The following is a 20,575-nucleotide window of genomic DNA, read 5'->3' on the forward strand; positions in this document are numbered from 1 at the left end:
AAAAGATGTTTGATCTCCGGTGCGCATCATTGCGGCTTCTCTGATGCTTTTTTCTGCTGTATATTGCTGTTTTATGCTTTTTACTGCGGAATAAACCCATGCACAAAGCGGCACGACAGCGCCATTTATTGGATTTGCTCAGCGAACGCGGGCAGGCGGCGGTGGCGGAATTGGCCGGCGCCATCGGCGTTTCGGTCGATACCGTGCGCCGCGATCTGGCCGATCTCGAGCGGCAAGGGTTGGCGCAGAAACATCACGGCGGGGCGATCGCGCTCGAACCGTCCGGCATGCCGCGCCAGGCGCGCGCGGCGCTGTTGCCGCAGGTCAAGCAGCGGCTCGGCCGCGCGGTGGCCGCGCAGATCCCGCCCGGCAGCACCCTGATGCTGGATGCGGGCAGCACGCTGCTGGCGGTGGCGCAGGCACTGCGCGGGCCGGCTACGGTGATCACCGCTTCGCTGGATATCGCGCAGTGCCTGAGCGACAGGCCGGAGATCAACCTGATTCTGCTCGGCGGTCAGTGGGATGCGCGCCAGCGGCTGTTCGCCGGCAGCGCCACCCTGGCGTTGCTGGAACGCTACCGCGCGGATATCGCCTTGCTGGGCGCCTGCGCGGTGCATGCGCAGCTGGGGCTGAGCGCCGGCGACGAGGCCGATGCAGAGGTCAAACGCGCCATGCTGGCCAACAGCGGCGAGCGCTGGCTGGTGGCCGACCATATGAAGCTGGATCGCTGCGAACCGCATCACGTTGCGGATCTGGCGCAGATCCAACGGCTGTTTACCGATCGCCCGTGGGACAACCTGGACGAACAGTCACTGATTGAACTTTGTGTCGTCGCCGACGACCGCTAGAGGAGAACACTGATGAACGATACCGCTCGACCGTTGCAGGTGGCGCTGATTGGCTACGGCTTTGTCGGCAAGGCGTTTCACGCGCCGCTGATTAACGCGGTGCCGGGGTTGGAACTGAGCGTGGTGGCTTCGCGCGATGCTGCCAAGGTGCATGCCGATCTGCCGCACGCGCAGGTGATCGCCGATCCGCTGGAGGCCATCCGCCGGCCGGAGGTGGATTTGGTGGTGATCGCGTCGCCGAATGACACCCATGCGCCGCTGGCGCTGGCCGCGCTGGAGGCGGGCAAGCACGTGGTGGTGGATAAGCCCTTTACGCTGGACTTGGCGCAGGCGCGCACGCTGATTGCGGCGGCGGAAAAACACGATCGCCTGCTGTCGGTGTTCCAGAACCGCCGCTGGGACAGCGACTACCTGGGGGTGAAGCAGGTGATCGAACAGGGGCTGATCGGCAAGGTGACGCACTTTGAGTCGCACATCGATCGTTACCGCCCCGAAGTGCGGGTGCGCTGGCGCGAGCAGAACCTGCCGGGCAGCGGGCTGTGGTTTGATCTGGGGCCGCACATGGTCGATCAGGCGCTGCAGCTGTTCGGTTTGCCGCACAGCGTGCAGGCCAACATCGCCACGCTGCGCCCCAACGCGCAGGTTAACGACTGGGCCCACGTGGTGCTCAACTACCCGACGCACCGCGTGATCCTGCATGGCAGCATGCTGGTGGCGGGCGGCGTGTCGCGCTTTACCGTGCACGGCGAGAAAGGCAGCGTGGTCAAAACGCGCGCCGACGGGCAGGAGAGCCAACTGCTGGCCGGCGTGACGCCGGGCTCGGCAGAGTGGGGCAAAGACGACGACGCGATGAGCCTGTTTATCGGCACGGAGCCGGTGCGCACGCTGCCGACGCCGAATGGCGATCAGCGCCAGTATTACTTCCAGGTACGCGACGCCCTGCGCGGCGCCGGCAGCAATCCGGTTACCGCTGCGCAGGCGCTGGCGGTGATGGCGGTGCTGGAGGCGGCCACCCTGGCGGCGGAAACCGGAGTGACTCAGCCGTTGCCGCTCACCGAGGCGGAGATCGCCGCCTGGTAACGGTTCGCGTCAGATAAGGCGTCAGACGCATGGATACAGTGCATGCCGTGCGTCTTCCGCCATTCCAACCCCTGACATAGGCTAATCCTCAGTCTATGTCAGGAGTGTTTACCATGTTATCCCATCCTTCGCCGCAGGGCGTCCGCGGCATACTGGCCGCACTGTCTCTGAGCATGTTGCTGTCATCGCTCGGCATCAGCATCGCCAACGTTGGGCTACCGGCGCTCGCCGCCGCGTTCCATGCTTCGTTCCAGGCGGTGCAGTGGGTATTGCTCTGTTATTTACTGGCCGTCACCACCTGCATCATCGGCATCGGCCGCCTCGGCGACAGCCTTAATCGCCGCCGCCTGCTGCTGGCGGGCATCGCGCTGTTTACCGCCGCTTCGCTCGCTTGTGCGCTGGCCCCGCAGCTTTGGCTGCTGCTGGCGGCGCGCATGGCGCAGGGGCTGGGGGGCGCGGCCATGATGTCGATCGCCATGGCGCTGGCGGGCGAGGCGCTGGGCACGGATAAAATCGGCCGCGCGATGGGGCTGCTCGGCACCTTGTCGGCGGTGGGCACCGCGCTGGGGCCGTCGTTGGGCGGCGCGCTGATCGCCGGTTTCGGCTGGCGGGCGATGTTTCTTATCAATCTGCCGCTGGGGCTGCTGGCGCTGTGGCTCGCCTGGCGATACTTGCCGGATGGGGCACGCCCGGCAGCGCGCCAGGAACCGTTCGATCGCGCCGGTACGCTGCTGCTGGGCGGCGCATTGCTCTGCTATTCGCTGGCGATGACCCTTGGGCGCGGCAACTTCGGTGTGCTCAACCTGGCGTTGATGCTGGGGGCGCTGTTGGCGGGGGCGCTGTTTATCGGCGTGGAACGCCGCGCCGCATCGCCGCTGTTGGCGCCGGCGATGTTTCGCCATCCGGCCCTGACGGCGGGGCTGGCGGCCAGCGCGCTGGTGATGACGGTCATGACCGCCACGCTGGTGGTCGGGCCGTTCTACCTGTCGCGCGCGCTGGGGTTAAGCGCCGCGCAGGTCGGGCTGGTGATGTCGGCGGGGCCGGCGGTGGCGATCCTGACCGGCATTCCGGCCGGTTATCTGGTGGATCGTTTTGGATCGCAGCGCATTGGCCAGTTTGGGCTGGCGGCAGTGGCCGCCGGGGCGGCGTTGCTGTCGTTGCTTAACCGCTGGGGCGTGCTCGGCTATGTTGGCCCCATCGCGCTGCTGACCGCCGGCTATGCGCTGTTTCAGGTGGCCAACAACACCATGCTGATGAAGGATCTGTTTCCCGAACGGCGCGGGCTGGTCGCCGGCATGGTGAACCTGGCGCGCAATCTTGGGGCGATTACTGGCGCTTCGGCGCTGGGGGCGCTGTTTTATCTGGCTTCGCAGCGGGTGGCGGGCGCCGCCGCCGCGGCTTACGGCATGCAGGTGACCTACGGCGTGGCGGCGCTGTTGGCGTTAGCGGCGCTGCTCATCGCCTTCGGCGGCCGCCGCCCGCGTCGGCGATGAATCCGTCTACGCCGGTGGCGATATGAACCGAACATTTCATCAGGCGAGATCGCCCCGGTACACCACATGGACCTTGTTGCCGTCGGGGTCGCGCAGGTAAGCGCCGAAATAGCCCTTGCCGTAATGCGCGCGTTCGCCGGGCTCGCCTTCACCGCTGCCGCCCGCCAGCAGGCCGGCGGCGTAAGCGCGTTTGACCTCCAGCTCATCGGCGGCGAGAAACGCCAGCATGCTGCCGTTGCCGGCGCTGGCGGGTTGCCCGTCGAAGGGTTGGTAAGCATAGAAACGCGGCAGCGTTTGGCCCGGCATCACCCAGCAGCGGGCGGCGGGGCCGCCGTCCGGCGTCACTTCCCGCCGCTGTAATCCCAGCGGCAACAGGATGGCGTCGTAGAAGGCGGCGGCGGCGTCCAGATCGCTGACGCCGACGGTAATATGGCTGAACATGGCGCTTCCTTTCCGAAGAGAGAGTATGAACGCATAAAACAGTAGCAGCGATATTGCCGAATGGACAGACCGCAACGGAGGATTCGGATTAGAGACGCACGCAGGGGCAAAGCGCGCTTCACGGTGTGCGGGGCAGGCCGCCGCTCAATTGCTTTCGACGCGCGGATTGGCGTGAGTCGGTTGGCTGGGATAGTCCACCTGATGCTTATGCAGGTAATCGCGGATCAGCTGGCGCACCACCTGGGAAGGGGTGACGTCCTGCTGCAGGCACAGTTCCTCCAAGGCTTTCTTCTTGTCCGGGTCAATCAGCACCGTTAACCGCGCCGTTTTCTTTTCCATCAGGATCCTCCAGAGAATGATAACTGAATGATAATACCATGTGGGCGAAGCGGCCAGCCAGACCGCGTGGCCGCCCGTCTTTAGCGGAAATGCAACCGCTCTATTTTGCGTGACAGGTAGCCGAGTTCGCAGTTGAACAGCTCGCCGCTGCCGGCGGCCAGGCTGCGCAGCGCGCTCAGCGGCAGCGTCACCTGGGCCGGCGTGGCGTAAATGATCACGTTGCCGCTGGGGGCGACGCAAAACAGTACGGTGCCGAATATTCGCTGCAGGCTGTGGTACAGCAGGCTGTTTTCGTCAGGCAGATCGTGGTAATTGAGCACCAGCCAGCCCCCGTCGTTCAGCCGCGCGGCGCAGTTTTCCAGGAAGGTCTGGGTGCCTTGCTGCGGATCCATGGCGAACGCCGAATAGAGATCGGAGAAGATCAGATCGTAACGCGTCTCGACGGGCGGGCGCACAAAGTCCATGGCGTCGGCGGTGCGCAGGCTGATGGTGCCGGTGGCCGGCAGCGTAAAATAGCGGCGCGCGACGGCGATCACCGCAGCGCGCAGCTCGACGACGTCGAGGCGCATCGCCGGATCGAGCGCGTGCAGCGCGCGCAGCAGACTGCCGCCGCCCAACCCCAAAATCAACGCCGAGCTCGGCGGTTGCCAGGCCACCGCCATCAGCATCGCTTTGATGTAGTTGTGGATCGGCTGCGCGGGGTTGCTGAGGCTCATCTTGCTCTGTTCGCAGATGCCGTCAAACCGCAGCGTGCGGTAGTCCTTGTGATCGGAAACGATGATTTCGCCCCAGGCGTCGGCTTCGCGAGCGATCACCTGGCCGCGCGGAGAGAAATCGAGGGTTTTAAGTAAGCTGTCAACCAGAGACATGGTATTCGCAGGGCTCCTTTGGCAAGCGGCCTATTTACGGGCGCACATGAAATCGGCGGTGCAAATGCGCCGGCCATCGATGCTGGCGCGGCCGGTAAAGCGGGCGATCGCCCCGCGCCGACGAACAAAAGCGACCTCCATCAGCACCTGGTCCCCGGGGCGGGCGGCGCGATAAAACCGCGCGCGCTGAATGGCGGCGAAATAGTAATGCTCCCCCTCATTCAGCGCCCCGAGATAGTAGTGGGCCAGCAGACCGGTGCTTTGTGCCAGCGCTTCCACCAACAGCACGCCGGGAAATCCGGCGAAGTGTGCGTGGCCGTTCCAGAACGTCGGCTCATTGGCGGTGATGTTCTTGATGGCGCTCAGCCGCCCTTCGGCAATGCAGGTGCCGGCGGGCAGCACGCGATCGACCAGCAGGCAGGGATAACGATGAGGCAAAATTGCCTGAATATCGTTGAATTGCAGGGGGTGACCAGTCAATGGCATGAGAGAGCGTGATCCTGTCTGCGGCGAAACCGGTGCGAGGGCCGGCGTTCAGTCCATGATGAGTGTAATAACATTATAATAAAATTATCATCAGATGTGCCAGATGAAAAAAACGACGGCGCAGAAACAGGCGAAGAGAGGAGCGAGAGGGAGGCACCCGATCCTGGCGATCGGGTGTGGCAGCGCGTTTAGTGCTTGGAGCGGGTCACTTTATCCAGGTAGCCCATCACGAAGGCGGACAGCACAAAGGTAAGATGGATGATCACATACCACATCAGCTTGTTGTCCGGCACGTTCTTGGCGTCCATAAACACCCGCAGCAGATGAATGGAGGAGATGGCGACGATAGACGCAGCAACTTTGTTTTTCAGCGAGGTGGCATCCATTTTGCCCAGCCAGCTCAGCTTTTCTTTCCCTTCGGTGATATCCAACTGCGAGACGAAGTTTTCATAACCGGAGAACATCACCATCACCAACAGCCCGCCCACCAGCGCCATGTCGACCAGCGACAGCAGGGTCAGGATCAGATCGGCTTCGGCGACAGAAAAGATGTTGGGCAGGACGTGCAGGATTTCCTGAAAAAATTTGATCGACAGGGCGATCAGAGCCAGTGAAAGGCCGAAATAAACCGGCGCGAGCAACCAGCGGGAGGCGTACATCGCGTTTTCTAGCAAACGTTCCATCATAAAATTGTGTCAAATGCGTGGCCAAAAGAGCGCTCAGTATAACGCAGGTGGCCCGGGCGAAATCAACTGGTTGCCAATGGCTTGGAGAAATTTGCGAATGGACGCTCGCTGTGAACGGGTTCCATGACAATGAGAACGCATGGGGATAAACTGCCGCGATATCTCACCTTGCTACTGTTTCGTCAAGGGCTGCTCAAAACTAAGGATGGTTATATGGTCGACAATGCGTTTATCGCGAGAACGCGAGCCGTCAACGGCTGCTTTTCCATGTTTTTGCTGATGTTCCTGATTACGTTTATTCCGCTGTTCCTTGAGAACAGAGCCGCCTTGATGCGACAAGGGCTATTGCTGCCGCTGCTGTATGGAATGGAGTTCATCGCTATCTTTTCGTTATACCTGCTCTTTTTCCGCCGCAGAGAAGGACTGGGCAAAGGCGAGATTAAGCGCAACGATTTTGCACTGCTGCTGTTCGCGCTGTTGGTGATTCAGTTTATTTTCCCGCGTTTGATGGGCGTGGAGAAAACGGAAACCTGGGTGACGGAGCAGGTGGCATTGCCCGGCGAGATTTTGGCGCTCAATGCCGCTTTGTTGGTTTTCGTGGTCCCCATCTATGAAGAGATCGTATTTCGCGGCTGTCTGTTTAACGCGCTGATGTATTGGTTTAACGATAAGGTGCTTTGGGTTGCGTTAACGGTGTCTGTCATCTTTGCCGTTTTGCATACCCAGTACACCGATTGGCGCACATTGGCAGCCCTGTTGCTCATCTCGCTGGTGTTGACGGCCGCACGAGTCAAATCCAAAGGGATCTATTTGCCCATCGGGCTGCATATGACCATGAACGGCGTCGTGATGGCGGCCAGCTATGCGTTAAGCTGAAGCCGTGCTTACCGCCCGATTTTCAGTGCCGGGCTTTTTTACCGTCGCTGTGGCCGAGAGAGCGATCGGGGAAGCTGTGATCGCGCAGCCGTTGCTTTAACTGTGCCGCATCGGGGAAACCGCCGTCAATCTTGCGATCCCAAATCATTACGCCATCGACGCTGATTTGATAGACCCCGCCGGTGCCCGGCATCAGGGTGACGGAGGCGAGATCGTCGCCGAAAGTGTTCAGCAGCTCTTGCGCCATCCAGCCAGCGCGCAGCAGCCAGTTGCATTGTGAACAGTAGTGGATCGTAACGGCGGGGGCATTTTTCATCGATGATCGACCGGTAGTGGTAACGGCTTGCAATCAGCCTGAGGAACCTGCAAACGATGGTGGCCTCGTCTCGCCAAATAGTCAAGCGTCTGCAGCGGCAGGAACGAGAGGGGGACCGAGCGCGCGTCACGGCCGCTTGCTGCCGGCAAACCATTCAACCCCACGCAGCATGCCCGCCCAATAAAATCGGGGTAAAAAGCAGGCTTTCAGCCACCAGGCCAGACGGCTGGGCTGGGTGGCGTCGAGCAGCGGAAACGTGGGCAGCAATTTACCGTCATAGCCAAACTCCGCCAGCACAACTTTGCCTTTCTCAACCGTCAATGGACAGGAACCATAACCATCATAATGGGCAGTGAGAGGCGCGCCCTGAATCAGCGCCGCGACGTTTTCAGCCGCCACCACCACCTGCTTGCGGGCTGCCGCCAGGGTTTTGGCATTTGGCGTCGAGCAACAGTCGCCTACCGCAAAAATATCCGGCCAATGCTTATGCTGCAGCGTCGATTTATCCACATCACACCAGCCGGCACCATCAGCGAGGCCGCTTTGCGAAATAAACGCCGGGGCCGATTGGGGCGGCACCACGTGGAGCATATCGAAGGGCAGAGTTAACTCGCGTTTTCCTTCTTCATTTGTCTCTACGGCAAATGTCGCTTGCCGCTTCTCGCCATCAACGCGGATCAAATGATGATTGAAATTGACCTGTGCTCGGTATTTTTCCAAATACTCGGTCAGCGGGGGAACAAATTGCGGAATGCCGAAAACCGCCGCGCCCGCAAGGCAGAAATTGACGTTAATATTATTCAGGATGCCTTGGCGACGCCAGTAATCGCATGACAGATACAAGGCTTTTTGCGGTGCGCCGGCGCACTTGATGGGGAGCGGTGGCTGAGAAAATATCGCCTGGCCGCCTTTCATTTCGCGGACCAGTTGCCAGGTATATTCGGCAAGATCAAAACGATAATTAGAGGTGACGCCGTTTAATCCCAGGGTTTCTTCAAGGCCCTCTATTTTATCCCAGCGTAAAATCAGTCCGCATGCAACAATAAGAAAGTCATAGTTTATTTTCTGCCCCTGGTGGGTCTCGATGTATTTTTGGCTGGGCTCAACCCTGACCACGCTATCCTGTATCCATGCGGTGCCTGAGGGCAGAACGGCATGCATGGAGCGCCGTGTTTTCGTGATATCAAAGAGCCCGCCGCCCACCAGAGTCCATGCTGGTTGATAATAATGACAATCGTTAGGCTCCACTATCGTTATATCGATGTCTTTAACTCGCTTCCTTATGCTTGCCGCGATACCTATTCCGGATGAGCCGCCGCCAATAATAACGACGCTTTTCTGGGGGTTTATTTTTTCTGGTTTCATGCAGGCCTCCTTTCATAAGAAAGTAGGGGGTTGCCGTCCAGATTAAAAGCGAATTCATAGAACTTGTGGTTATATAAAAAATCACATATTCCATTTTGCTATATGTAATAACAAATAGAAATAATTTATTTGACATTGCCGGTGAACTGATCGTTAATAAATGGCATGAGCATCATTAAGGGATTAACGCAGTGGATTTTTTCCATTTCAGTTTTTATATCGTGATGCTGTTAGTGGTCACCGGGGGAATTGTGGGATTTCTCCTGGCCCTGACCGGCGGCGGCGGCTCAATCGTCTGCGTGCCATTATTGCTGTATATGGTGAAAGTGCCGGATACGCATTTGATTATAGGGACCAGCGCCATGTCTGTGGCCATTAACGCGCTGATCAACCTGGCCGCGCACGCCTCCAAAGGCAACGTCAGGTGGCAGACCGGGCTTGTCGTTTCGCTGCTCGCCGTCATGGGGGCTCTGGCCGGCTCTCAGATGGGAAAAATCACGGACGGACACTACATAACCCTGCCTTTCTCCCTGTTGATGCTGGTGGTCGCCGGATTGACGCTGAAAAGAAATCCCCTTGCCGGCAACCCCTTGCCGTCCTCCCATGCTGCCGTTCATCCCGCCATCATATGGCCCAGCGTTCTCGCGCTGGGCGGGCTGGCGGGCTTTCTGGGCATTGGCGGCGGATTTTTGGTTGTGCCGGCGCTGGTCTGGTTTTTTCGCTTCTCGATGGTTGAGGCGGTGGCAACCTCACTGGTGGTCGTGGCGGCCATGGGGCTGTCGACCAGCGCCAGCTACGCCATGTCCGGAAAGGTGTCGCTCGCCATTACGTGCTGGCTCATCGTCGGCGGCGTTCTGGGGGGCGTGGTGGGGGTGGCGCTCGCCGAGCGCCTGAAAAAACGCGAGGGCATTATCAACGTGCTCTATGCCCTCATGCTCCTGGCGCTGGCCCTGTATATGTTATTTAAAAGCCTATGAAACGGAAGGAAAGAAACATGCGCATCCGCACTTACCACCCTCAACTCTCCTTTTCGGGCGCGCCCGAAGCGAGTGATTTCAAGGCGCTGTCTCATCAGGGCTACCGCCTTATCGTCAACAATCGGCCGGACGAGGAGCCGGGGGAGTATCTTGACCATCAGCAAGAGAAAGCGTTGGCTGAACAAGGGGGGATGCGCTACGTCTATCTCCCTTATACGTTCGATACGCTGACCTGGGAGACCGTTTACACCTTCCAGTTTCTGTTGCGGCAAGGCAAGAAAACCCTGGCGCACTGCAGAAGCGGGGCTCGCTCTGCCTGCCTTTCCCTGCTGTATGCGTTGCGCGAAGGTCAGATAGATGAAGCGCAGTTTCGCCGCCAATGCGACGAATACGGCGCGGACGCCGATAAGGCGCTCAGCTGGTACGGCAAGCATCGGTCCGTGCGGGCCACGGCGGAAGTTCACGCGTTTTATGAGCCGGAAAGCGGCAGCCTGCAGTATGTGGTTGCCGATCCCGAGGCGCGCCGCTGTGCGATTATCGACCCGGTGCTGGATTTTGACCGCCGATCGGGCACGGTCTCGCATCAACAGGCCAAAGATATCCTGAATTTTATCCATCAACGGGGGTGGGGAGTGGCCTGGGTGCTGGATACGCACCCGCACGCCGATCATTTTTCGGCTGCCACCTGGCTGGCGCAGAAAACCGGCGCCTTCACCGGCATCGGTGAAAAAATTACCGCCGTTCAGGGGCTGTGGGAAGAGATCTATAACTTAAAAGACCTGCCTGCGGCCAATACCGTCTGGGATGCGCTGTTCGCGGACGGCGACGTCTTTTTTATCGGCAACCTGCGCGCTGAAGTCCTGCTGTCTCCCGGGCACACGCTGGCGTCCGTCACTTATTACATTGCGGATGCGGCGTTTATCCACGATACGTTCTTCATGCCGGACAGCGGTACCGCAAGGGCCGATTTTCCTGGCGGCAATGCGGAAGCCTTGTGGGAGTCATTGCAGCGGATCTTGAGCCTGCCGGCGGATACCCGCCTGTTTACCGGCCATGATTACCGCCCGGCGGGGCGTGAGGCCCGCTGGGAAAGCACCGTGAGAGAGCAGCGCGAGAACAATCCCTGGGTGGTCAACATGGATAAATCCCGCTTTATTGCGCAAAGAAAGCAGCGTGACGCCACGCTGCCGCACCCGGAACTCATGCTGATGGCGCTGCAGGTCAATATTCGCGGCGGCGTGTTGCCTGACTGCGAAGACGATGGGCAACGCTACCTGAAAATTCCCGTGAATCGATTTAAGCGCTGAATCAAGCCAGAGGTGCGCGATCGTTCGCCGCCGCTGCGGTCAATGCGAATGAGATCGCGCCCGTCTGTTAATTGTTTTTTATGAAATAATCATGCTGGTTCATATTTAATTATTTGTTTTTACACAAATCATGCGGCGCTTGCCCTCACCGAATACAGTCACTACATTAACAACTGTACTTCCCACTCTGCTAAGGAAAACACCATGAAAGCTGCCGTAGTGACGAAAAACCATACCGTAGACATTCAGGATAAAGTGTTGCGCCCGCTGAAGCACGGCGAAGCGGCGTTGAAAATGGAGTGTTGCGGGGTGTGCCACACCGATTTGCACGTGAAAAACGGCGATTTCGGCGAGGTGCCGGGCATTACGTTGGGGCATGAGGGCATCGGCGTGGTCTCCGCCGTCGGTGAGGGCGTCACCTCGCTAAAAGTGGGTGACCGCGCCAGCGTCGCCTGGTTTTACCAGGGTTGCGGCCATTGCGAATACTGCGTCAGCGGCAACGAAACCCTGTGTCGTTCGGTGAAAAACGCCGGCTACAGCGTTGACGGCGGCATGGCGGAAGAGTGCATCGTGGTGGCGGACTACGCGGTGAAAGTGCCGGACGGGCTCGATTCTTTCGCCGCCAGCAGCATCACCTGCGCCGGCGTCACCACCTACAAGGCGGTGAAAATTTCCGATATCAAGCCGGGGCAGTGGATCGCCATCTATGGCCTGGGCGGGCTGGGCAACCTGGCGCTGCAGTACGCCAAGAACGTGTTTAACGCCAAAGTGATCGCCATCGACGTCAACGACGGCCAGCTGGAGTTCGCCAAACAGATCGGCGCCGATCTGGCCATCAATTCCAAAACGCAAAACGCCGAGGAGATCATTCAGCAGCAAACCGGCGGCGCTCACGCGGCGGTGGTGACGGCGGTGGCGAAAGCGGCCTTCAACTCGGCGGTCAATGCGGTGCGCGCCGGCGGTAAAGTGGTGGCGGTGGGGCTGCCGCCGGAGAGCATGGATCTGAGCATTCCGCGCCTGGTGCTGGACGGCATTCAGGTGGTGGGTTCGCTGGTGGGCACGCGCGAAGATCTGAAAGAGGCGTTCCAGTTCGCCGCCGAAGGCAAAGTGACGCCGAAAGTGACCAAGCGGCCGCTGGGCGATATCAACGCCATCTTCGACGAGATGAAGGCGGGCACCATTCGCGGTCGCATGGTGATCGATCTCGGCATGGCGAAATAAATCACGCCACCAACCATGCCAAATAAGAAGGCCACCTGCGGGTGGCCTTCTGGTTGTTACGCCCGGCTCAGAACAGGCCCAGCGGTTTGGCGTCGTAGCTGACCAGCAGGTTTTTCACCTGTTGATAGTGCGACAGCGCCGCCTTGTGGGTCTCGCGCCCGATGCCGGAGTTCTTGTAGCCACCGAACGCGGCGTGCGCCGGATACAGGTGGTAACAGTTGGTCCACACGCGCCCGGCCTTGATCGCACGGCCCATGCGGTAGGCGCGGTTGATGTCGCGGGTCCACAGCCCGGCGCCCAGCCCGAACTCGGTGTCGTTGGCCAGCGCCAGCGCTTCGGCTTCATCTTTAAAGGTGGCGACGCCGATCACCGGCCCGAAGATCTCCTCGCGGAAGAAGCGCATGCTGTTGTTGCCGGTAATCAACGTCGGCTGCAGGTAGAAACCGTTTTGCAATTCATCTCCATGCTGCGTGCGTTTGCCGCCGGCGAGGATGTTGCCGCCCTCATTCTTGGCGATGTCGATGTAGGACAGGATCTTATCGTACTGTTCTTGCGACGCCTGCGCGCCGAGCATGGTGTCGGTGTCGAAGGGATCGCCCTGGCGGATGGTGGCGATGCGCGCCAGCACTTTCTCCATAAACTGCGGATAGATAGATTCTTCAATCAGCGCGCGTGAAGGGCAGGTGCAGACCTCCCCCTGGTTGAAGAAACCGAGCACCAGCCCCTCAACCGCCTTGTCGATGAACTCCGGCTCCGCCTGCATGATGTCGGCGAAATAGATGTTGGGCGATTTACCGCCCAGCTCGACGGTGCTGGGGATGATGTTTTCCGCCGCGCAGGCGAGGATGTGGCGGCCGATCGGCGTGGAGCCGGTGAACGCGATCTTCTCGATGCGTTTGCTGCGAGCCAGCGCTTCGCCGGCCTCGGCGCCGAAGCCTTGCACCACGTTGAGCACGCCCGGCGGCAGCAGATCGCCGATCTCTTCCATCAGCACGCTGATGCCGAGCGGGGTCTGTTCCGCCGGTTTCAGCACCACGCAGTTACCGCCCGCCAGCGCCGGCGCCAGTTTCCAGGCGGCCATCAGCAGCGGGAAGTTCCACGGGATGATCTGGCCGACTACGCCCAGCGGTTCATAGATATGGTAGGCCACGGTGTTCTGGTCGATCTCCGCCGCGGTGCCTTCCTGCGCGCGCAGGCAGCCGGCGAAGTAACGGAAATGGTCGACCGCCAGCGGCAGATCGGCATTCAGGGTTTCGCGGATCGGTTTGCCGTTGTCCCAGGTTTCGGTCAGCGCCAGCATTTCCAGCCGCGATTCGATGCGATCGGCGATCGCCAACAGCACGTTGGAACGCGCCTGCACGCTGGTTTTGCCCCAGGCGTCCGCCGCCGCGTGCGCCGCGTCGAGCGCCAGCTCGATGTCCTTGGCGTCGGAACGCGGGAATTCGGCGATCGGCTGGCCGGTCACCGGCGAGGTGTTGGTGAAGTAGTTGCCGGATACCGGTTCGACGAATTTGCCGCCAATGTAGTTGCCATAGCGTTTGCGGAACGAAACCAGCGAGCCAGGCAAACCGGGGTGGACATATTTCATGTTAAGCACCTCTCTGCAGATGAAAATCAGCGCTATTGGGCTGCGCCTGTGAATGCGGCATGCCGCCGCAGCACAGAGAAGCACGGCGCGTGCCAGATTAACGAAAGGCGAGAGTGATGATAAAAAGGTCTTATTTATTAACGTGTTAAAAAATGATATGACTTGGCGAATCGAGCGATTCCGCCGCCGTCGGTGTTTTTTTGTGTCCCGTGTCGCAACGCTTGGTACACATCTGTGATACATATTTGCAACACTCGCAAACGGGGGAGAAACGCATGTTGCCTGACGACCGCTTGCCCACCGAGGGCGCCAGTCCGCTGGCGGAATCCTGGCAGCGCAGCCGGGGCTACGGCCTGACGCGCGCCGATCGCCATATCCCGTTTATCAAAGCCGGACTGCTCGAAGAGCTGCGCAGCCGCAACGACTGGGTGCCGCAACGGGTACAGCCGCTGATCGAGCAGCTGGGCGCGCAAATTACGCGCCAGCCCGCCATTGTGGTGATCGCCGACGCCGACGGGCTGGTGCTGGAAACCCGCGGCAATACCGACTTTTTGCACAAGGCGTCGCGCTTTGCGTTGGCGCCGGGCAACCAGTGGGGAGAAGCGGAGCGGGGCACCAACGCCATCGGCACCGCGCTGGCGCTGGGCGCGTTCTGCGAAGTGCGCGGCGACCAGCATTTCCTCAACCAAAACGCCGGGTTGAACTGCACCGCCGCGCCGATCTATCGGCCGGATGGCCGCATTGCCGGCATACTGGATCTCTCCGCCCCCGCGCAGCGGCCGTACCGCGATGCGCAGCGCCTGATCATGCAGGCGGTGCGGCATATCGAACACCGCTGGGTCAGAAGCGCGATCGCCGATCGTCACTGGACGCTGCGCCTGCACGCCGATGCCGGTCGTCTGGGCAGCGCGCAGGAGCTGCTGCTGGTGTTTCACGACGAAGTGCTGGTCGCCGCCAATCGGCTGGCGATGATGGAGTTTCAGCTCTCGCCGGCCGCATTCGGCTCCGTCGAGTTCGCCCAGCTGTTCCCCGATCTGTTGCGACAGCCCTCCGGCGCGCCGCGTCAGACGCTGGCCGGCAATCAACGGCACTATTATTCTCTGCTCGAGGCGCCGCAGCGCCGCGTCAGCGCCCTGCGTTCCACGCCGCCGGCGGAACGGCATGACGAGCAGCATCAGAAAGCGCTGCGGATCCTCAATGCCGGCCTTTCGCTGTGCGTGACCGGCGAAACCGGCTGCGGTAAAGAGCACTTCAGCCGACGCCTGTTTCAAGAGAGCCGCTGGCGCAACGGCAACTTCGTGGCGATCAACTGCGCGGCGCTGCCTGAACCGCTGATCGAATCCGAGCTGTTCGGCTATGCGCCGGGGGCGTTTACCGGCGCCAACCCGAAAGGCTATATCGGCAAGATCCGCGAGGCGGACGGCGGCGTGCTGTTCCTCGATGAAATCGGCGACATGCCGGCGGGCCTGCAAACGCGGCTGCTGCGGGTGTTACAGGAAAAAACGGTCATGCCGCTCGGCAGCCGCAGCGCTTATCCGGTCGATTTCGCGCTGGTCTGCGCCACGCACCACGATCTGCATCGGCAGGTTGAGGCGGGGGCGTTTCGCGAGGATTTGCTGTACCGCATACAGGAATACAGCCTGCGCATTCCGCCGCTCCGAGAGCGGGCGCAGCTGGAGGCCTTTATTATGCAGCTGTGGCGAGAGCTGGGCGGTGAGCGGCGCGACATTCGCCTGCTGCCGGAAGCGTTGGCGATGCTGGCTCGCTACCCGTGGCCCGGCAACGTGCGGCAGCTGTTGAGTACGCTCAAGGTGCTGCTGGCGCTGGCGGACGATCATGCGGTGCTCACTCTGGACGATCTGCCGCAGTCCATCGCGGTGCTGGCGCCGCGCCAGGAGAGCGCCGATACCGGCCTGGAGGCGCTGCAGGCGGCGATCGACAGGGCGGGCGGCAACCTCAGTCGGGCGGCCAAGGCGCTCGGCGTTTCGCGCAGCACGCTGTACCGCAAGCTGGGAAGGCAGAAAGCGGCGGCGGAATGACACTTCTCGATTGAGCGGCGATAAGGCCCCGCTGCGCGGAGCCTGTTGCTCTCTCAATCCCCCAGCCCCGGCGGGTTAATCTCCGAATGGGCGATCTTCTCGTCGCTCTCCGCCCAGCGATCCAGCACCTGCAGATAGCTGCCGTTGGCGATGGCGCTGTTGAGCGATGCCTGCACCGCATCCACCAGGCCATTGCCTTTCTTCAGCGTGACGGCGATGTTGGCGGTCTTCGGCCAGCCGCCGGGCACGATGCCTACCAGCCGGGTTTTGCCGGTCAGCCGCGCCTGATAAGCGCCGGAGACGTTGGGACCGAAGGTGGCGTCGGCGCGGCCGGACTGAATGGCCAGCGTGGAGGCGGCCTTGTCGGTGACGTACACCGGCTGCAGCGGCGCCAGCCCCTTGGCGCGGTTCTCCTTGTCCCAGGCCAGCAGCACCGCTTCCTGATTGGTACCGGAATCGACGATGATCTTCTTGCCGGCGATATCCGGCGCGGTGTTGATCTGGGTGATTTTACTGTCGGATTTGACGTAGAAACCCAGCGTATCCTGGCGATAGGTGGCGAAATCGAATTTGGTCTTGCGTTCGTTGGTTACGGTGATGTTGTAAACCGCGGCGTCATATTTGCCGGAGGCCACCCCCAGCGGCCAGTCTTCCCACGAGGTGGGCACCAGCTTGAGTTTCAATCCCAAGCCGTCGGCCATCAGGCGCGCGATGTCCGCCTCGCTGCCGATCACCGTTTTATTGTCGCGGGCGTACAGGCCGAACGGCGGGCCGCTGCCCAGCAGGGAAATGGCCACCGTCAGCGTGCCGGGTTCCACGAACCGGAAGCCGGCGGGGATTTTGGCCACGGCTTCGGCGCTCTTCACCGTGTGGATCGGCGTTTCGTTGGCGACGAGATCCACCCCTGGCGCGGCCGCGGCGGAAAAGCTCAGCAGCGCCGCCATCACAATCATCTTTTTGCTATATATCATTATGTTAATTACCTTCATTATTATGGGTGTCACAAGGTCGTTGCACTATCTCTAAAGGCGGCAGATCTGTGAACGAACAAAATCAACTATCCAATCTTGGAAATGTCATGAAGCGCCGCCGGTGGCGCTGAATCTCTCGAGGATGAACCATGCTGTCGCGTTTCGCTACGTTGGGCCGCATACCGCGCGGCGTGTGGGTGTTGGGTGGGGTGAGCCTGCTGATGGACGTCTCCTCGGAAATGATCCACAGCCTGCTGCCGCTGTTTATGGCGACGACGCTCGGCGCCAGCGTCATCGTCATCGGGCTGATCGAAGGGCTGGCGGAGGCGACGGCATTGATCGTCAAGGTGTTCTCCGGCGTGCTGAGCGATTACCTCGGCAAGCGCAAAGGTTTGGCGCTGCTGGGCTACGGGTTGGGCGCCATCAGCAAACCGTTTTTCGCCATCGCGTCGTCGTCCGGCATGGTGATGAGCGCGCGCCTGCTGGATCGCGTGGGCAAAGGCATCCGCGGGGCGCCGCGCGATGCCCTGGTGGCCGACGTGACGCCGCCGGAGATTCGCGGTGCGGCCTTCGGGCTGCGCCAGTCGCTGGATACCGTCGGTGCCTTTTTAGGGCCGCTGCTGGCCGTCGGCCTGATGCTGCTGTGGCACAACGATTTTCGCGCCATCTTTTGGGTGGCGGCGATCCCGGCGGCGCTGGCGATTGTGCTGCTGTTTTTCGGCCTGAAAGAGCCGGCCGCCGCGATAACCCACAAGCGCACCAACCCGATCACCCGCGCCAATCTGCGGCTGCTGGGGCGCGGCTATTGGTGGGTGGTGGGCATCGGTGCCGTCTTCACGCTGGCGCGCTTCAGCGAAGCGTTCCTGGTGCTGAAGGCGCAGCAGGGCGGCACGCCGCTGGCGTTGATCCCGCTGGTGATGGTCGCCATGAATCTGGTCTACGCCTGCTCGGCCTATCCGTTCGGTAAACTGTCCGATCGCATGAGCCATGAAGGATTGCTGAAAGCCGGGCTGCTGGTGCTGATCGCCGCCGATGTGGTGTTGGCGCTGAGCGATCATTGGGGCGGGGTGCTGTTTGGCGTGGCGCTGTGGGGCGTGCACATGGGCATGACGCAGGGACTGTTGGCGGCGATGGTGGCGCATACCGCGCCGGCGCACCTGCGCGGCACCGCGTTCGGCATGTTCAATCTGATCAGCGGCGTGGCGCTACTGCTGGCGAGTCTCGGAGCCGGAACCCTGTGGGAGCTGTTCGGTTCCGCCTCCACCTTCTACGCCGGGGCGTTCATCTGCGTGGTGACGCTGGTCGGCATGCAGCTGGCGCCGTTCGACGAACGGCGGGGCGCTTAACGGCCGTCGACAAGTTGCGGCATCGCCTGCAGCAGCTCGGGCACCCGCTGGGATTCCACAGCCCGGCTGAACAAATAACCCTGGCCGATATGGAAACCGGCTTCGCACAGCGTTTGCCGCTGCTGCTCGGTTTCCACGCCCTCGGCGATGATATCGATCGACAGTTTTTGGCCGAGGATGCCGATGCTTTCCACGATCGCCAGGATCGCCGGTTCGGTATTCATCCGTTGAACGAAGTCGCAGTCCAGCTTAATGCAGTCCAGCGGGTAATCCATGATATGGCTGAAGGAGGAGTGGCCGGTGCCGAAATCGTCCAGCGCGATGCGGATGCCCATCTCCTTGAGCATTTGCAGCGCGCGCAGCACGTACTTCGAGCCGTGCTTGTTGAACGCGTGTTCGGTCACTTCCAGTTCGATCAGAGGGTGGGGAATGTGGAACTTCAGCAGGCGCTGCAGGAAGGTTTCGGCGTAGTTGTCGCGTAAAAACTCGATCGGCGACACGTTCAGCGAGATGGGCCGCACCGCCACGCCGGCCGCGCGCCAGCGGGCGATATCGGCGAAGACCTTCAGCTGCATGGCCTCGCTGATCTTGGTCGCCAGCTCGTAGTCGTTGAACGCCTCGCTTACCGTTGCCGGCAGCTGCACGCCGTTGATCGGGCAGTGCCAGCGCAGCAGCGCTTCAAAGCCGACGATGCTGCCGTCGGTCAGGCAGACCTTCGGCTGGTAGCTGGGACGGATGCAGTTGTCGCGCACGATCTGGCGTGCGTAGTTGAGCTGGCTGGCGCGGGCGCGCGCCTTGTCCATCATTTTGCGGTCGAACATATAGACGCCGCCACGGCCGCCGTCTTTCAGCTCATACAGCGCGGTATCGGCGCATTTCATTAGCTCTGAAGCGTCGCGCGCGTCTTTGGGATAGATGGCGCCGCCGAGGCTCATGCCGCAATGCAGCGTCTTGCCGCCGTGGGTGATCGGCGTCTCCAGCTGCAGCAGAAACTTGTTGGCGATGCGGAAAATATCCTGCTCGTTTTCGACGTCGCTGATCACCACGGCAAACTCGTCGCCGCCGAGGCGGGAGACAAACGAGTGCGTATTCATGCAGGCGCTGAGCCTTTTACCCAAGATCCGCAGCAGATGGTCGCCCGCCGCGTGGCCCAGCGTGTCGTTCACCAGCTTGAAGTGGTCAAGATCCAACAGCATCAGCCCGAGGGACTTGTTGCCGTGCAGGGCGCGCTTCATCTCTTGCTTCAGCTTTTTCTTGAAGAGGCGCCGGTTGGGCAGGCCGGTCAATTCGTCATATTCGCTGGCGAGCAACAGACGTTGTTCCATCACGCGCTGCGAAGTCACGTCGCGCGAGACGCACAAGATCTCGGCCACGGCGCCGTGTTCGTCGCTGACCGGCGTGAGAATGTTGTCCCAGTGCTGTTTTTTACCCTGCGGCGTCACGCTCAATCCGGTGAAGCGCGCATTCTTTCCGGCTCTGACGCTGCGCAGCGCCTTACTGCCGCGGCGCCGGATCTCGGGCGACAGCAGCCCCAGCCAGGGCATGCCAAACTCTTTTTGCGCCGGATCAAGGCCAAGGGCCAGGCTGCCGGAGCGGTTCATGTGGCGCAGCGTGCCGTCGTGATTGATCACTTTGATGCAGTCGACGCTGGCGTCCAGCATGTCTTGCTGGATAGAGAGCGCCTGAACGTTTTGCTGGCGCTGCAGCATTTGCGGATGGATGTCGGTCGCCGTGAGGTACCAGCTGAGCTCCAGCGCCATGCCATCCTGCCGGGCGTTGAACGCCAGCATAAACCAACGGTAGGCGCCGCTGCGATCGCGCAGGCGGGCTTCGCCGGCGAACGAGGAAAGGGCCACGATCGCCTGGCGCCATTGCGCGGCCAGCCGCTCGCGATCGTCGGGGTGCAGGGCATCGAGCCAGTCGGCGGCGCCGTGTTCACCGGCGATGGCGCCGGTATAGTCGCGCCACTGTTTATTGAAGTAACCGCCAAGGCGGTTGCCGAAGCAAATCAGGCCGGGCAAGTCGTCTACGATTTCGCCATAGAGATCAATCGGATTTTTGTTATTGCTCTGCTTGGGCAACAGGGTCATGCGGTATTTCCTCGGAAAATTACCCATATTCTCGCTCTAGGGCAGAGCTTCTTTCAATATAGTCTTGCCAATTAAAATGGGAATAGCCAGCGGGCGCGGCTAAAAATCGGCCCGCCAGCATGGAATACATCCCGCGTGAGCGCATTAGGAATACTCCTGTTATTTATAAGCATCCCTTATATTGCAGCGAAAAATAAGTAATCGGACCACGCCGCGTTATTGCCGTGAAAATTAATC

The 20,575-nt window shown here is 60.9% G+C and carries 19 protein-coding genes; 9 read left to right on the top strand and 10 right to left on the bottom strand.

Translation table 11 applies throughout. The features are described from left to right. Positions 1 to 98: 98 nt before the first annotated feature. The 3 genes from ACJ8IM_RS19775 to ACJ8IM_RS19785 all read left to right on the top strand — a co-directional run bounded on the left by ACJ8IM_RS19775 (position 99) and on the right by ACJ8IM_RS19785 (position 3,421). Positions 99 to 848 (top strand): DeoR/GlpR family DNA-binding transcription regulator, encoded by a 750-nt coding sequence (locus tag ACJ8IM_RS19775; protein WP_033655028.1) that lies wholly within the window; start codon positions 99 to 101, stop codon positions 846 to 848. Between the two features lie 12 nt (positions 849 to 860). Further along, positions 861 to 1,928, top strand: coding sequence for an oxidoreductase (locus ACJ8IM_RS19780; RefSeq protein ID WP_033655029.1), 1,068 nt, complete (start codon positions 861 to 863; stop codon positions 1,926 to 1,928). Between the two features lie 113 nt (positions 1,929 to 2,041). Then, the gene (locus ACJ8IM_RS19785; RefSeq protein ID WP_033655030.1) at positions 2,042 to 3,421 is read left to right on the top strand and encodes an MFS transporter; all 1,380 of its coding nucleotides are present in this window, start codon (positions 2,042 to 2,044) and stop codon (positions 3,419 to 3,421) included. 39 nt (positions 3,422 to 3,460) lie between these two features. Here the strand turns inward: ACJ8IM_RS19785 and ACJ8IM_RS19790 are convergent, their stop codons facing one another. From ACJ8IM_RS19790 to ACJ8IM_RS19810, 5 genes are all read right to left on the bottom strand, one after another. Further along, entirely contained in the window at positions 3,461 to 3,862 is a 402-nt protein-coding gene (locus ACJ8IM_RS19790; RefSeq protein ID WP_033634513.1) for a VOC family protein, read from the bottom strand. A gap of 144 nt (positions 3,863 to 4,006) precedes the next feature. After that, a complete protein-coding gene (locus ACJ8IM_RS19795; protein WP_004928567.1) occupies positions 4,007 to 4,201 on the bottom strand; it encodes a ribbon-helix-helix protein, CopG family in 195 nt (64 codons plus the stop codon). Between the two features lie 80 nt (positions 4,202 to 4,281). Further along, positions 4,282 to 5,070, bottom strand: coding sequence for a spermidine synthase (locus ACJ8IM_RS19800; RefSeq protein ID WP_033655031.1), 789 nt, complete (start codon positions 5,068 to 5,070; stop codon positions 4,282 to 4,284). A gap of 30 nt (positions 5,071 to 5,100) precedes the next feature. Continuing rightward, on the bottom strand, positions 5,101 to 5,556 hold the full coding sequence (gene fabZ / locus ACJ8IM_RS19805; protein WP_033648284.1) for a 3-hydroxyacyl-ACP dehydratase FabZ: 456 nt from the start codon (positions 5,554 to 5,556) through the stop codon (positions 5,101 to 5,103). A 188-nt stretch (positions 5,557 to 5,744) separates the two neighbouring features. Further along, complete coding sequence (locus ACJ8IM_RS19810) at positions 5,745 to 6,239, bottom strand: TIGR00645 family protein (RefSeq protein ID WP_033655048.1); 495 nt, start codon at positions 6,237 to 6,239, stop codon at positions 5,745 to 5,747. A 216-nt stretch (positions 6,240 to 6,455) separates the two neighbouring features. Here ACJ8IM_RS19810 and ACJ8IM_RS19815 point away from each other — a divergent pair, with 216 nt between their 5' ends. Continuing rightward, entirely contained in the window at positions 6,456 to 7,118 is a 663-nt protein-coding gene (locus ACJ8IM_RS19815) for a CPBP family intramembrane glutamic endopeptidase (RefSeq protein WP_033655032.1), read from the top strand. A 22-nt stretch (positions 7,119 to 7,140) separates the two neighbouring features. Here ACJ8IM_RS19815 and ACJ8IM_RS19820 read toward each other — a convergent pair whose 3' ends face one another. Next, positions 7,141 to 7,434, bottom strand: coding sequence for a SelT/SelW/SelH family protein (locus tag ACJ8IM_RS19820; RefSeq protein WP_004928553.1), 294 nt, complete (start codon positions 7,432 to 7,434; stop codon positions 7,141 to 7,143). 126 nt (positions 7,435 to 7,560) lie between these two features. Beyond that, positions 7,561 to 8,799 (bottom strand): NAD(P)/FAD-dependent oxidoreductase, encoded by a 1,239-nt coding sequence (locus ACJ8IM_RS19825; protein WP_033655033.1) that lies wholly within the window; start codon positions 8,797 to 8,799, stop codon positions 7,561 to 7,563. Positions 8,800 to 8,990: 191 nt separating this feature from the next. On the opposite strand from ACJ8IM_RS19825, the gene ACJ8IM_RS19830 reads away from it, so the two are divergent. The 3 genes from ACJ8IM_RS19830 (at position 8,991) to adhP (ending at position 12,304) form a co-directional block, all read left to right on the top strand. Beyond that, positions 8,991 to 9,776: a sulfite exporter TauE/SafE family protein gene (locus ACJ8IM_RS19830; RefSeq protein ID WP_080289930.1), complete on the top strand. Its 786-nt coding sequence runs from the start codon at positions 8,991 to 8,993 to the stop codon at positions 9,774 to 9,776. 17 nt (positions 9,777 to 9,793) lie between these two features. After that, positions 9,794 to 11,083 (top strand): bifunctional sulfur transferase/dioxygenase Blh, encoded by a 1,290-nt coding sequence (gene blh, locus ACJ8IM_RS19835; RefSeq protein ID WP_033655034.1) that lies wholly within the window; start codon positions 9,794 to 9,796, stop codon positions 11,081 to 11,083. A 204-nt stretch (positions 11,084 to 11,287) separates the two neighbouring features. After that, complete coding sequence (adhP, locus tag ACJ8IM_RS19840; RefSeq protein ID WP_033634519.1) at positions 11,288 to 12,304, top strand: alcohol dehydrogenase AdhP; 1,017 nt, start codon at positions 11,288 to 11,290, stop codon at positions 12,302 to 12,304. A gap of 67 nt (positions 12,305 to 12,371) precedes the next feature. On the opposite strand, the gene exaC is transcribed toward adhP, so the two are convergent. Next, positions 12,372 to 13,892 (bottom strand): acetaldehyde dehydrogenase ExaC, encoded by a 1,521-nt coding sequence (gene exaC, locus ACJ8IM_RS19845; protein ID WP_041035074.1) that lies wholly within the window; start codon positions 13,890 to 13,892, stop codon positions 12,372 to 12,374. 275 nt (positions 13,893 to 14,167) lie between these two features. Here exaC and ACJ8IM_RS19850 point away from each other — a divergent pair, with 275 nt between their 5' ends. Then, on the top strand, positions 14,168 to 15,931 hold the full coding sequence (locus ACJ8IM_RS19850) for a sigma-54-dependent Fis family transcriptional regulator (protein WP_033655036.1): 1,764 nt from the start codon (positions 14,168 to 14,170) through the stop codon (positions 15,929 to 15,931). A 53-nt stretch (positions 15,932 to 15,984) separates the two neighbouring features. Here the strand turns inward: ACJ8IM_RS19850 and ACJ8IM_RS19855 are convergent, their stop codons facing one another. After that, positions 15,985 to 16,902, bottom strand: a complete 918-nt coding sequence (locus ACJ8IM_RS19855) for an ABC transporter substrate-binding protein (RefSeq protein WP_101455598.1) — start codon at positions 16,900 to 16,902, stop codon at positions 15,985 to 15,987. 149 nt (positions 16,903 to 17,051) lie between these two features. Between ACJ8IM_RS19855 and ACJ8IM_RS19860 the strand changes: the two genes are divergently transcribed. After that, the gene (locus ACJ8IM_RS19860; RefSeq protein ID WP_033655037.1) at positions 17,052 to 18,248 is read left to right on the top strand and encodes an MFS transporter; all 1,197 of its coding nucleotides are present in this window, start codon (positions 17,052 to 17,054) and stop codon (positions 18,246 to 18,248) included. Here the strand turns inward: ACJ8IM_RS19860 and ACJ8IM_RS19865 are convergent. Continuing rightward, positions 18,245 to 20,338 carry a putative bifunctional diguanylate cyclase/phosphodiesterase gene (locus tag ACJ8IM_RS19865; protein ID WP_033655038.1) on the bottom strand — a complete coding sequence of 698 codons (2,094 nt, stop codon included), beginning with the start codon at positions 20,336 to 20,338 and terminating at the stop codon, positions 18,245 to 18,247. The two genes, ACJ8IM_RS19860 and ACJ8IM_RS19865, sit on opposite strands and share 4 nt — an antisense overlap. Positions 20,339 to 20,575 lie beyond the last annotated feature (237 nt).

Source organism: Serratia sp. CY33525 (assembly GCF_052169115.1).
GTDB classification, from domain to species: Bacteria; Pseudomonadota; Gammaproteobacteria; order Enterobacterales; family Enterobacteriaceae; genus Serratia; species Serratia sarumanii.